At 68.3% G+C, this 12326-nt stretch carries 14 protein-coding genes and 1 tRNA gene; 10 read left to right on the forward strand and 5 right to left on the reverse strand.

The window, feature by feature from the left end:
* Positions 1-19 precede the first annotated feature (19 nt).
* Entirely contained in the window at positions 20-607 is a 588-nt protein-coding gene (locus ACF1AJ_RS14845) for a TetR/AcrR family transcriptional regulator (protein ID WP_391508033.1), read from the reverse strand.
* A 90-nt stretch (positions 608-697) separates the two neighbouring features.
* Here ACF1AJ_RS14845 and ACF1AJ_RS14850 point away from each other — a divergent pair, with 90 nt between their 5' ends.
* The 9 genes from ACF1AJ_RS14850 (at position 698) to ACF1AJ_RS14890 (ending at position 8109) form a co-directional block, all read left to right on the forward strand.
* Positions 698-1141: a DUF6069 family protein gene (locus ACF1AJ_RS14850; RefSeq protein WP_391508034.1), complete on the forward strand. Its 444-nt coding sequence runs from the start codon at positions 698-700 to the stop codon at positions 1139-1141.
* 290 nt (positions 1142-1431) lie between these two features.
* Positions 1432-1521: a potassium-transporting ATPase subunit F gene (locus ACF1AJ_RS14855; protein ID WP_309855020.1), complete on the forward strand. Its 90-nt coding sequence runs from the start codon at positions 1432-1434 to the stop codon at positions 1519-1521.
* A 2-nt stretch (positions 1522-1523) separates the two neighbouring features.
* A complete protein-coding gene (gene kdpA / locus ACF1AJ_RS14860; protein WP_391508035.1) occupies positions 1524-3212 on the forward strand; it encodes a potassium-transporting ATPase subunit KdpA in 1689 nt (562 codons plus the stop codon).
* Between the two features lie 2 nt (positions 3213-3214).
* Positions 3215-5392: a potassium-transporting ATPase subunit KdpB gene (kdpB, locus tag ACF1AJ_RS14865; protein ID WP_391508036.1), complete on the forward strand. Its 2178-nt coding sequence runs from the start codon at positions 3215-3217 to the stop codon at positions 5390-5392.
* Between the two features lie 20 nt (positions 5393-5412).
* Positions 5413-6030 carry a K(+)-transporting ATPase subunit C gene (kdpC, locus tag ACF1AJ_RS14870; RefSeq protein ID WP_391508037.1) on the forward strand — a complete coding sequence of 206 codons (618 nt, stop codon included), beginning with the start codon at positions 5413-5415 and terminating at the stop codon, positions 6028-6030.
* Positions 6031-6034: 4 nt separating this feature from the next.
* Positions 6035-6910 carry a serine hydrolase domain-containing protein gene (locus ACF1AJ_RS14875; protein WP_391508038.1) on the forward strand — a complete coding sequence of 292 codons (876 nt, stop codon included), beginning with the start codon at positions 6035-6037 and terminating at the stop codon, positions 6908-6910.
* Positions 6911-6974: 64 nt separating this feature from the next.
* Positions 6975-7298, forward strand: a complete 324-nt coding sequence (locus tag ACF1AJ_RS14880; protein ID WP_309855012.1) for a hypothetical protein — start codon at positions 6975-6977, stop codon at positions 7296-7298.
* Between the two features lie 7 nt (positions 7299-7305).
* Positions 7306-7950, forward strand: coding sequence for a DUF2510 domain-containing protein (locus tag ACF1AJ_RS14885; protein ID WP_391508039.1), 645 nt, complete (start codon positions 7306-7308; stop codon positions 7948-7950).
* A gap of 70 nt (positions 7951-8020) precedes the next feature.
* Positions 8021-8109, forward strand: a tRNA-Ser gene (locus ACF1AJ_RS14890).
* A 96-nt stretch (positions 8110-8205) separates the two neighbouring features.
* Here ACF1AJ_RS14890 and ACF1AJ_RS14895 read toward each other — a convergent pair.
* Both ACF1AJ_RS14895 and ACF1AJ_RS14900 read right to left on the reverse strand, forming a co-directional pair.
* Entirely contained in the window at positions 8206-8817 is a 612-nt protein-coding gene (locus ACF1AJ_RS14895; protein WP_391508040.1) for a hypothetical protein, read from the reverse strand.
* Positions 8814-9404: an RNA polymerase sigma factor gene (locus tag ACF1AJ_RS14900; RefSeq protein WP_391508041.1), complete on the reverse strand. Its 591-nt coding sequence runs from the start codon at positions 9402-9404 to the stop codon at positions 8814-8816. Before ACF1AJ_RS14900 ends, ACF1AJ_RS14895 begins: the two co-directional genes overlap by 4 nt.
* 272 nt (positions 9405-9676) lie before the next feature.
* On the opposite strand from ACF1AJ_RS14900, the gene ACF1AJ_RS14905 reads away from it, so the two are divergent.
* Positions 9677-10054: a VOC family protein gene (locus tag ACF1AJ_RS14905; protein ID WP_391508042.1), complete on the forward strand. Its 378-nt coding sequence runs from the start codon at positions 9677-9679 to the stop codon at positions 10052-10054.
* 41 nt (positions 10055-10095) lie between these two features.
* Here the strand turns inward: ACF1AJ_RS14905 and ACF1AJ_RS14910 are convergent, their stop codons facing one another.
* Positions 10096-11703 (reverse strand): PQQ-binding-like beta-propeller repeat protein, encoded by a 1608-nt coding sequence (locus ACF1AJ_RS14910; RefSeq protein ID WP_391508043.1) that lies wholly within the window; start codon positions 11701-11703, stop codon positions 10096-10098.
* The gene (locus ACF1AJ_RS14915) at positions 11700-12293 is read right to left on the reverse strand and encodes an RNA polymerase sigma factor (RefSeq protein ID WP_391508044.1); all 594 of its coding nucleotides are present in this window, start codon (positions 12291-12293) and stop codon (positions 11700-11702) included. The genes ACF1AJ_RS14910 and ACF1AJ_RS14915 overlap by 4 nt, the downstream gene beginning before the upstream one ends.
* Positions 12294-12326 lie beyond the last annotated feature (33 nt).

A 12326-nucleotide genomic window follows, 5' to 3' on the forward strand; every position in this document is an offset into this window, starting at 1 on the left:
GCCCGTATGCCGGGGTCGCTCACGGGCGAAGCAGGGCCGGCAGGAGGACGTGGTCCACGAGTTCGGTGACGGCCTCCCGATCCAGGTACTGCTTCCGGAGGACGACGCTTCCGAATGCCGCGGTCGGCACGATGCCCGCGATCAGTCCGGCGGGAACATCCTTTCGGACCGTGCCCTCCGCCATCCACCGCTCGATGACCGCGGCCAGTGCCTGAACGGGCGGCTGACCGACCTCTCGGTACGCCGCCTCGTACAGCGCCGGATCGCCGCCGATCGCACTCAGCAGGCTGGCGAGCACCCGGCCGGAGCGCTCGTCGGACCCGGCGAAGTGCAGGGCTGCGGCGAGCAGATCGCCGCGCAGCGAGCCCGTGTCGGGTGGCGTTGATCGGGGCTGGGACGCCCGGACTGCGGCGACGATGAGGTCCGCCTTCGTCTCCCAGCGGCGGTAGATGGCGGACTTTCCGCAGTGCGCCCGCTCCGCGACCGCTGCGATGGTCGTGCCGCCGTAGCCGATCTCGATGAGCAGATCCTGCGTCGCCGAGAGGATGCGGGACTCCAGCTCCAGATCGCGCGGCCGGCCCACCGGGTTCGCAGAGGTGTCGGACATAGGAGGCCATTGTACCTTTCGGGAATTGACGGTACCGTAACTCCATTACGGTACCACTCGGAACCGTAACCGAACTGCACGGAGGTACTCATGACGACGCAGACCCTCACCCCGGTGGCGTCCGCATCCAAAGCTCGCGCGGCGATCATCCTCGTTGCAGCGACACTGATCGCGATCGGCCTGAACGCCGTCATCGCGTCCGTCGCCCACGCGTTGAGTGTCTCGTCCGCCTACGGCCCGCTGACCGTTCCCGCCTACGTGTCGATGACCGTGCTCGGAGTCGTCGCAGGCTGGGTGGGATGGGTTCTGATCCGTCGCCGCGCCCGCAACCCGCGGCGTGCACTGACGATCATCGTCCCGATCGTCGTCGTCGCGTCCTTCGTGCCGGACGTGCTGCTGGCAGTGCTGCGCTTCGTTCCGGGAACCACGTCCGGAGCAGTTCTGGCGCTCGCTCTCATGCACATCGTGGTGGCAGGCGTCGCCATCCCGGCGTACGCCCTGGCCTCCCGCGGCGCTCCGGCTCGCCGGTCGTGATGGGTCGCTCCGACGGGAACGGTCGACGTGACACGGCGCTGACACCGGAGGGAAAGCGTTAGGACTCCGGCGCGCGCCGTATGGATCGCGTTAGGACCGCCGTCCGGCGCTCCCTACCGCACTTACATAGGTCCGGGGTTCTGGCGTGCCGCCAGTCCTCACCGCCCCGCCGGACATCGGCGCGGCGGTTGACCCGGATGGAGTGATTCCGTGTTGGACCTCATGTGCGTTGTGGGCATCGTCGCGCTGGGCGCGATCGTCGCCCTGGTCGGCCGAGGGGTGGAGAAGCTGTGATCTTTTTCGACCTGCTGGCGGCCGCGGCGGCCCTGGCCTCGGTCGCGTACCTCGTGTACGCCCTGCTGAAGCCGGAGAAGTTCTAGCGATGCCGGATTCGATGGATACGTTCTGGCTGTTCGTGGCCTTCCTCGCCACGCTCGTCCTCCTGCTCGGCCTCGCATACCGCCCGCTCGGCGACTACATGGCTGCGACCTTCACCACCCGCAAAGACCTGAAGATCGAGCGCGGGTTCTACCGGATCATCGGAGTCGACTCCCGCGTGGGTCAGAGCTGGCCGGTCTACCTGCGCAGCGTCCTCGCGTTCTCGATCCTCGGCGTGCTGCTCGTCTATGCACTGCAGCGCGCGCAGGCCGTCCTCCCGTACTCGCTGGGGCTGCCCGCGGTTCCCGAGGGGCTGTCGTTCAACACCGCGATCTCATTCGTGACCAACACCAACTGGCAGTCCTACTCGCCGGAAGTGACCGTCGGGTACACGGTGCAGATCGCCGGTCTGGCGGTGCAGAACTTCCTCTCCGCGGCCGTCGGGCTCGCGGTCGCCGTCACGCTGGTCCGTGGATTCGCCGCTCACCGGTCCGGCACGATCGGCAACTTCTGGGTGGATGCGACCCGCGCCGTGCTACGCATCCTGCTGCCCCTCTCGGTGGTGTTCGCGATCATCCTGATCGTCGGCGGCGTCATCCAGAACTTCAACGGCTTCACCAGCGTCACCACGCTGACGGCTGGATCGGCGACGATCCCCGGCGGACCGGTGGCGTCGCAGGAGGTCATCAAGCTGCTCGGGAACAACGGCGGAGGGTTCTTCAACGTCAACTCGGCGCATCCCTTCGAGAACCCGACGGCGTGGACCAACCTGATCGAGATCTTCCTCATGCTGCTGATCCCGTTCTCGCTGCCGCGCACCTTCGGCCGGGTGGTCGGCGACAACCGTCAGGGCTACGCCATCCTCGGCGCGATGTCCGCGATTTTCGTCGTCTCCCTCGTCGCGCTCACCCTCCTCGAGCTGCAGGGGTCCGGGACGGCGACTCAGGCCGCGGGCGGCGCGCTCGAAGGGAAGGAGCAGCGGTTCGGCATCCTCGGATCCACCTTCTTCGCGACGACGAGCACGCTGACCTCCACCGGCGCGGTGAACTCGATGCACGACAGCTTCACGCCTCTCGGCGGGATGATGACGATGCTGAACATGATGACCGGCGAGCTCGCCCCCGGCGGTATCGGCGCGGGGCTCTACGGCATCCTCATCATCGCGATCATCTCCGTCTTCCTCGCCGGTCTGATGGTCGGTCGTACCCCGGAGTACCTGGGGAAGAAGATCGGCTCGCGGGAGATCAAGCTGGCCAGCCTGTACATCCTGATCACGCCGACACTGGTGCTGCTCGGCACCGGGCTCAGCTTCGCCATCCCCGCGATCAAAGACAACGTCGAGAAGGTCTCGATCTGGAACCCCGGACAGCACGGCTTCTCCGAGGTGCTCTACGCGTTCACCTCCGCGGCGAACAACAACGGGTCGGCCTTCGCCGGACTCACTGCGAACACGCCCTGGCTGAACGCCGCGCTCGGCACGGCCATGTTCCTCGGCCGATTCCTGCCGATCGTGTTCGTCCTGGCGCTCGCCGGCTCGCTCGCGGCTCAGGACAAGGTGCCCGCCACGACCGGCACCCTCCCGACGCATCGACCTCTGTTCGTCGCCTTCGTCGTCGGCGTGGTCGTCGTCGTCGCCGCACTCACCTACTTCCCCGTTCTCGCGCTGGGTCCCCTGGCGGAAGGGCTTCACTGATCATGTCCACTCTCACCGACACCGCCGAGGACCGCGGCCAGAACCAGCCCCACGGCGGAAAGGCGCCCACTGGAGCCAAGACACCGACCGGCGCGTTCGGCGTCCGGCAGCTCTGGGCCGGGCTCCCTGGCGCGTTCCGCAAGCTCGACCCGCGCGACATGTGGCACAACCCGGTCATGTTCATCGTCGAGGTCGGCGCTGCGCTGACCACGATCCTGGCCATCGCCGAGCCGTTCCTCGGTCGGCAGACCTCCGGCGGCACGGTCACCACGCTCGCCTTCACCTGGGCGATCGCCGTCTGGCTGTGGCTCACCGTGCTCTTCGCCACCCTGGCGGAGTCGGTCGCCGAGGGCCGCGGCAAGGCGCAGGCCGCCAGCCTCCGCAAGACGCGGACCACGACCGTCGCCAACCGGGTCGCCGACTACGACCCGGAGTCGGATGCTTCGGCGCTCGCCGCATCCGTGACCCAGGTCCCCTCCGCCGAGCTCCGCCTGGGGGATGTGGTGGTCGTCACGGCCGGGGAACTCATCCCCGGCGACGGCGACATCGTCTGGGGCATCGCCTCCGTCGACGAGTCGGCCATCACGGGCGAGTCCGCTCCGGTGGTGCGCGAGTCGGGCGGCGACCGCAGCGCGGTCACGGGTGGCACCCGCGTGCTGTCCGACCGGATCGTGGTGCGGATCACCAGCAAGCCCGGAGAGACCTTCGTCGACCGGATGATCAAGCTGGTCGAGGGCGCGGCACGGCAGAAGACGCCCAACGAGATCGCCCTGAACATCCTGCTCGCGGCGCTGACGATCGTGTTCGTCGTCGTCGTCCTGGTGCTCGGCCCCACGGCCGGGTTCGCGAACGCCGCACCGAGCGTCACGGTTCTGGTCGCCCTGCTGGTGTGTCTCATCCCGACGACGATCGGCGCGCTGCTGTCGGCGATCGGTATCGCCGGGATGGACCGGCTCGTGCAGCACAACGTCCTCGCGATGTCGGGGCGTGCGGTGGAGGCGGCCGGTGACGTGACGACGCTCCTCCTCGACAAGACCGGCACCATCACCTACGGCAACCGCCAGGCCGCGGAGTTCACGGCGGTTGAGGGCGTCGACCAGCGTGCGCTCGTGAAGGCGGCTGCGCAGGCATCGTTGAGTGACCCCACCCCCGAGGGCTCCTCGGTGGTCGCGCTCGCCGAACAGCAGGGATTCGTCCAGGCCGGAACTCTCGACGGCGTGGTGGTGCCGTTCACCGCGCAGACCCGGATGAGCGGCGTCGACTTCGCCGACGGGTCCCAGGTGCGCAAGGGGGCGGCGTCGATGGTCGTCGCGTGGGCGCAGGAGTCCACTCCCGTCGCCTCCGCGATCCTCGGCGATCTCGACGAGAAGGTGCTCCACATCTCCGAAGCCGGCGGCACCCCTCTGGCGGTCGCAACGAAATCGGCGACGGGGGAGGCCACCATCCTCGGCGTGATCTACCTGAAGGACATCGTCAAGGCGGGGCTCACCGAGCGGTTCGCGGACATGCGCCGGATGGGCATCCGCACCGTGATGATCACGGGCGACAATCCGGTGACCGCCCGCGCGATCGCCGCCGAAGCGGGAGTCGACGACTTTCTGGCGGAGGCGACCCCCGAGGACAAGCTCGCCCTCATCCGCAAAGAGCAGGAGGGCGGCAACCTCGTCGCCATGACGGGCGACGGCACGAACGACGCTCCGGCGCTCGCGCAGGCGGATGTCGGCGTCGCGATGAACACGGGCACCTCGGCGGCGAAGGAGGCGGGCAACATGGTCGACCTCGACTCCGACCCCACCAAGCTGATCGACATCGTCCGCATCGGCAAGCAGCTGCTCATCACCCGCGGCGCGCTCACCACGTTCTCGATCGCGAACGACGTGGCGAAGTACTTCGCGATCATCCCGGCGATGTTCGTCGGAGTGTTCCCCGGGCTGCAGGCGATCAACATCATGCAGCTGCACTCGTCGTCGTCCGCGATCCTGTCGGCGGTGATCTTCAACGCGATCATCATCGTCATCCTGATCCCGCTCGCGCTGCGCGGTGTCCGCTACCGGGCCGCCTCGGCCTCGGCCCTGCTGCGCAGCAACCTCCTGATCTACGGCCTCGGCGGCATCATCGCCCCCTTCATCGGCATCAAGCTGATCGACCTGGTCGTCGTCAGCCTGATCCCCGGATTCTAGAAATCAGAACGGAACTCATCATGAATGCTTCGACACGGGGAACCGGGCGCCAGTACTGGGTCGCCCTCCGGGGACTGCTCATCTTCACCGTCGTCCTCGGCGTCGCCTACCCGCTGGTGGTCACGGGGATCGGCCAGCTCACCCTCCCCGCGCAGGCGAACGGCTCGACCGTCACCGCGCAGGGCACGGTCGTCGGCTCGAGTCTGCTCGGTCAGTCCTTCACCGATGAGAAGGGGAACCCGCTGCCGCAGTGGTTCCAGTCCCGGCCGTCTGCGGCGGGCGAAGGGTACGACGGCGGCGCGTCCAGCGGCAGCAACCTCGGACCGAACAACCCGGACCTCCGGAAGTCGATCGACGAGCGGGCGAAGGTCATCGAGAAGGTGGACGGCGTCAGCGCCGGCCGGATCCCGCCCGACGCGCTGACCGCATCCGGCTCGGGATTGGACCCGCACATCTCGCCGGCGTATGCGCTGCTCCAGGTGGATGCGGTGGCGAAGGCCCGAGGCATCAGCGCCGACCGGGTGCGCGCCCTCGTCGAGAAGCACGTCCAGCAGCGCGACCTCGGCTACCTGGGGGAGCCGACCGTCAACGTCCTGCAACTGAACATCGCTCTCGAGGCGATGGCGCCGTCAGAATGAGGGTATGACTGTCGCCGACCAGCTTCTGGACCGCTTCGTCGGCACCGTCGATCGGGAAGGGCTGGGCGCGTACGGCGCCCACGCCCTGGTGGGTGACGACGAGGCGGACCACCGCTGGCGCAGCGACGACCGGGTGAACGTGTACTCCGTGTCGAAGGGGGTCAGCGCGCTGGCCGCCGGCATCGCGGTCGATGAAGGCGTGCTGACCCTCGACACGACCGTCGCGGAGGCGCTCCCCGGACTGGAGCTCGGCGACGGGGTGGGAACGGTGACGCTCCGCCACCTGCTGACCATGTCGAGCGGCATCGACTTCCAGTGGTTCGGCGATCAGCCGGTGCCGGGCGCCGACCTGGCGCAGGAGATGCTCCGCCTCCCGACCCGCGGTCCGGGGGAGCACTTCCTCTACTCGGACGCCAGCACCTACGTGGCCATGCGGATGCTCGGCGCTGCTGTGGGCGACGTGCGCGACTGGCTGCTCCCGCGGCTGTTCGATCCCCTGGGAATCGACAACCCGCAGTGGATGCGGTGCCCGCTGGGCTGGATCGTCGCGGGCAGCGGCCTCCAGCTGCGCACCGAGGAGCTCGCGCGCATCGGACGCGTGCTGCGCGACCGCGGCGAGTGGCGCGGATCGAGGATCGTGAGCGCCGCCTGGATCGACGGGATGCACGCCGACTGGCGCGACACCGGCAGCGAGGGCACCTCCGCTCACTACGGCATCGCGACCTGGGAGGGCCCGTCGGGCCTGTGGCGATTCGACGGACGGTACGGGCAGTACGTCGTCGTCGACGACGCGCACGGCGCCGTCCTCACGGTGACGGCTCACGAGGAGTTCCGGAACTCGCGGCTGCTCGAGGTCGCCCACGAGGCACTCCTCGGCTGACCATGTGGCGACCGGGTAGTGTTTCGAGCGTGCCCCACACGGAGCGCAGAGGGAGAGGATTCGCATGACCGACAGCCCCGTACCGTCGTTCGAGCTGCTTGCGGCACAGCTGCTGGAGGACCCCGACCTGGATGTGTCGGTGACCGCCACCGGGCTCCACGTGCACGGCCGCCTGTTCGCCTATCTGGACGGTACGGACCTCGTGGTCGACCTCCCCACCGGTCGCGCCGACGACCTGATCGGCCGCGACGTCGCCACCGCGGTGCCCGCCGGCCGCAGCGAGGCCAAGGGCTCCTGGGTGCGGATCGCCGACACCGAGGACTGGCCGGAGCTCGCGAGCGAGTCGCACCAGTTCGTCGGCGAGCCCGCCGTCGGCCACGACTCCTGATCCGACGATGACCGACCCGATCCCTCCCGCCGCGGGCTGGTACCCGGACCCCCACGGGTCCGGTGCGCTCCGCTGGTGGGACGGCTCCCGCTGGGGCGACCAGCTCGCACCGGCAGCGCCGTCTCCGTACGCGGCGCCGTCCCCGTACGGGCCTCCGCCGCGTCGCCCGCTCGCGCCGGGCACCCCGGTGTACACGGTGTGGATCTGGCTGGTCGCGGTCGCACCGGTGGTGACCGGACTGCTGTTGTTCCTGTTGCACCCGCAGGCGATGTTCCGTACCGCGCCCGACGGTTCCGGTGTGGTCCTGACGGACCCGTTCGCCCTGCTCGGCGGCCCGCTGTACTTCGTGGTACTGGGTGTGAGCTGGCTGATCTCGGCAGCGACGATCGTCTTCTCCTGGCTGGACTACCGCGAGCTCGTCCGACGCGGAATGGAGCGACCCTTCCACTGGGCGTGGTCGTTCCTCGGCATCGTCTACCCGATCGGTCGCAGCGTCATCGTGCGCAAGGTCGCCGACGGCCGCGGGCTGGCGCCCCTCTGGGTGGCGATCGCGGCGTACGTCGTCACGATGGTCCTGGCGACGGTCTGGTCGATCCTGCTCGTCAGCCAGATCCTCGGAACCGTGACGCAGCACGTCCCCGTCGGCGCCTGAGAGAACCGTGTCCGGGCATCCCCGTGGCGTCCGTTATGATGGCTGTCGTGCGTCCGTTCGCGGTCGCGCTGGAGACGTCGCATAGTCAGGCCTAGTGCACCACCCTGCTAAGGTGGAGTCCCCGTAAGGGGACCGAGGGTTCAAATCCCTCCGTCTCCGCCGATTGAAACCCCCGGAATCTCAACGATTCCGGGGGTTTTCGCGCGGTGGCGATTGAGCCTGCCTGCACAACTCGGTTCACGCTTCAGCGTTTCGTCATCTGTCCGGGAACGAGGCATAGATGAGCTCCGGGTTCGTCGGGTCGCCCTTGAACTCGCAGATCCACACTTGGGGCTGGCCGCCCTCATTGTTCCCGACCGAGGACGCGAAGATCGCTACGTGACCCGTGCCGTCCTCCTGAGCGTCTCTCAGGGTGTCGGGAGTGAGGGGCCCGAACTCGGTGACACCAGGACTGGTCTGCTCCCAACTCGCGTACTGAGTTCGAACTGCTTCCTGGCAGAGGTCTCGAAGCTGAACGGCATCGAAGCCCAGCACGGTGTAGTCGGCCGTCGACAGTGCCGATGTCTCCGTCGGTGTCGGCGTCGGTGTCGGGGTCGGAGCGGGGGTGACGGACGGAGGCTCCGTGTCTCGAACCTCCGGAGTCGCGGTGTGGACCATCGGTGCCGTGGCGGGCGTGAGGAGGTGGGCGCTCAGCGCGTAAGCGACACCACCACCGGATACGAGAAGCGCCGCGATGACCAGACCGACGATCAGCGCCACTCGCTTGCGCGTACTGGTTCGCCCGGCTCGGTCCGCGCGGGCGGCCTCCACGATGGCGTTCCTCCAGGCGGCACTCCGGCCACTGTCGAAGCGGATGTCGTCATTCATCGGAAGTCTCCTTCCATCGAGACAAGCGGGGTCGTTTCACGGAGCAGACCGGCCAGCCGGGCTTTGGCCCGCGAGAGGCGTGACTTCACGGTGCCGGGAGGGATCTGCAACACCGCTGCGGCGTCGGCCGTGCTGAGTTCCTCGATGACGCACAACGAGAGGATGTCCTGGTCTCTCCGTGACAACTGCGGAAGCGCCGACCGCAGAGCGCTCCGCCGCGGGTCCGAATCCAGCCGGTCGTCGACCGCGTCACTGTGATCGGGCGCGTTCTCCTGCTTGGGCAGAACGGTGAGCACGTGTTGGTAGCGGCGTCGTGAACGGGAGAAGTTCCGGCTGACGTTGTTCGCGGTCACCAGGAGCCACCCGATGACCGAGCCGTCAACATCGCGCATCACCTCGCGCCGCCGCCACGCCTCCAAGAACACCATCCCGGTCACGTCCTCGGCGTCGTGCACCGACGGCGTCAAACGCAGGGCATGACGGAATACGCGGTCGCGGTGCAGGTCGAACAGGTCGCCGAACGCATCCGGATCGCCCTCTCGAGCGCGCGCCAGCAGGGCCGGCTCATCGATGTCATCGCTTCTCACATCTCGATAATGTCCGAACCCGAGAAACGGTTCCCGCGACCCACGTACCTTCACCTGCGACCGCGCCTGAGCGCCCCTCGAAGTGGTCGATCCTCTGCCTGAGTCAGGGCTCTCTGGTGAAGAAGCGAACCGGCGCCGTGACAGGCTCATCGACTCGATGGGGCGCATAGCGAAGCGAATGGCCGAGCAAGCCGGTCTTTAGAGGCGCCATCGATGGAGGCGTTGCCGACGCGCCCCTTGCGGTCCGCTGACCGCGAGCGGAGGGTGGGGATGTGATCCGGATCGGCTCGATCGTGTGGGGTGCTCGGGATGTGCCGCGCGCTGTCGAGTTCTGGTGCGCGGCACTCGGCTACAGTCCGCTCCGGGAACCCGACGACGATTGGGCTCTGCTGGGGCCGGCGGAGGGCAGCGCGGACCGCGCGACGGGTCCACAGCTCGCGATCAAGCAGGTCGCCAGCGAGGCGAATCCGAGTCCGCGGCATCACCTCGACCTCTACGCGTCGGATCAGGCCGCGGAGGTTCAGCGGCTGATCGGGCTCGGTGCCCGGGAGGTCGACTGGGACTACGAGGACGATGCCGACTATGTCGTGCTGGCCGACCCTGACGGCAATCGCTTCTGCGTCGTCGACGCCGGCGAAAAAGCCCTGTGACGAGACGCTCAGACGGGTCCTCGGAGGCCCCCGTCCCCGACTCAGCCTGCCGGCGTCAACCGGTCGCCGTCCAGGCGCACCAGGTAGCCTCCCGCGAAGGACCAGGAGCCCGGGTAGACGGCGGTGGAGCTCCACAGCTTCGCGCCCGACTGCCGGTCATAGGCGACAAGGTGGCCAGTCGGTTCGTTGGAGAAGACGTACGTGTTCTCCGGCCCGAAGAAGAGCGCGGAACCGCTCGGGACATCCGGCAGCGGCCGCGGAGCGCCCGTCGACGCTGCGAAGGTGCAGGTCCCGGTGCCGTCGTGCTGGACGATGATGGCGTCGTGCTCGCTATCCAGGAAAACAGTGACCAGAGGCGAAGGTCGCCCAGCGTCGGTCACCAGACCGCAGCGAGTCGCGGCCGCCGTCCAGAGGGCAGTCCCGGAGCTGGAGTCGATAATGGTGAGCTCCGATGTGGACACGACAGCGATGAGATCCGTCGCGCCGGAATACCTCGTGTCCGCACCGGGAGTCCCGGTCAGCGAGCGGACGACGAAGGTGTCGGAGTCCGAGGGTAGCTGCTTGACCCAGGTCGTCCCTCCCGAAGAGTCGAGACCGGTCAGCTCGACGGGCAGTCCAGAAGCCTCGTATTTCGACACCACAGCCGGGTGGGTTTCGGTGTTCAGGTAGGCGTTGATGCTCCATCCGGAATCCAGCCGTCCCGTCTCGAGATCGATGCGCGCGTCCTCGTACGGGTAGCCGTTGGGGTAGGGCTCGTTCAACGCGATGCTGACAGGAAGGAAGTCGGTCTCTCCCGCCGGCGGGTAGACCCAGGAGGACTTTCCGGAGATGGCGGTGGACCAGCGAGGCGTCTGTGCGTCACGAGGATCGACCCGGACGATCGCGCCGGGAGTGGTCATGACAATGTCCCCGGAATCACCCGGCACGGCCACCGCGTTGAGGATGATGTCGGCTGTCTGACCCGCGAATTCGCCCTCAGTCCTGCCGGTGGCCAGGTCGATGACCTCGTGCGGTCCGTCCCCCAAGATCTGGTCGGCGACGAGAACCCGTCCGGACGTGCCGAGCACGATCACGTCGACGTCGTACATGGGCGCTGCACGCCAGCTCCACTCACGCGACCAGATGGCCGTACCCCGCTGGGTGTCGACGAGCGACAGCGAGACGTGCTGCAGGTCGTCCTGACAATCGGGGCTGCCGTCGCCCACGACGTGCGCTCCCAGCTGGACGAGGGCGAGGCCGTCCGCGATGTCGTAGATGTCGCGCTGCTCGCACGACCGTCCCGTGCCCGGGAGGTCGAGGGACCACGAAGCCGCTCCGAGCTGGTCGACGTCGTGCCGCTGGATCGGCGTCGTCTGAACGGCGATCGGTCGACTCGTGGGGGTCGGAGTCGGCGTCGGAGTCGGGGTGGGCGTGAGAGTGGTGCTCGGGGCCGGCGGGGGCGGGACGTCCGGTGACCCGAAGTGCAAGGCGCCGCTGAGTGCGAGCGCGGCGGTTCCCCCCGCGAGGAGAGCGGCCGCACCGACGAGGCCCGCGACGACAGCGAAACGCGTGCGTGAGGGACGCGGCGGTGCAGTGGCGACCGTCTCGTGGAGGATGTCGCGGAGGATGGCGCTGCGCGCCGGGTCGAAGGCGGGTCCGGTGGCGGTCATTCTGCACCTCCTTCGAGGGCGGGGTGGATCGGTTCGGAGACGAGGGTGAGATCGCCGAGACGGCGCTTGGCGCGGGAGAGCCGGGACTTGACCGTCCCGACGGGGACGCCGAGAGTGCGGGCCGCTTCGGCCAGGGGAAGCTCTTCCAGCACGCACAGCGTGATCACGTTCTGATCGGCGGTGGACAGGGTGGCGAACGCGTCACGGACGCGTCGGTCCCGCTCCCGGTTGTCGAGGTCCTCGGCGACGTCGTCGGCGTGGTCGGGCGTGCGACCGGGTTCGGACATGCGGGTGAGCGCTGCACGGTAGCGGCGCTTGCCTCGTTCCAGGTTGTGGACGGTGTTGTTCGCCGTAACCAGCAGCCAGGCGATGATGGAGCCGTCCACGACGCGTACGGCGTCCCGACGGCGCCAGGCCTCCAGGAAGACGACCGCGGTGACATCCTCGGCGTCGTGCGGCTGGCGCACCAGCCGCAAAGCGTGGCCGAAGACGCGGTCGCGATGCTTGTCGAACAGCGACGTGAACGCGTCGGGGTCCCCGTCTCGCGCCCGGGACCAGGCGTCCGCCTCGTCCAAACCAGCGTTGTGCATATCCCCTAGTGTCCGATGGGCGGGAAAGGTTCC

Source organism: Leifsonia sp. NPDC014704 (assembly GCF_043083605.1).
GTDB lineage: Bacteria > Actinomycetota > Actinomycetes > Actinomycetales > Microbacteriaceae > Leifsonia.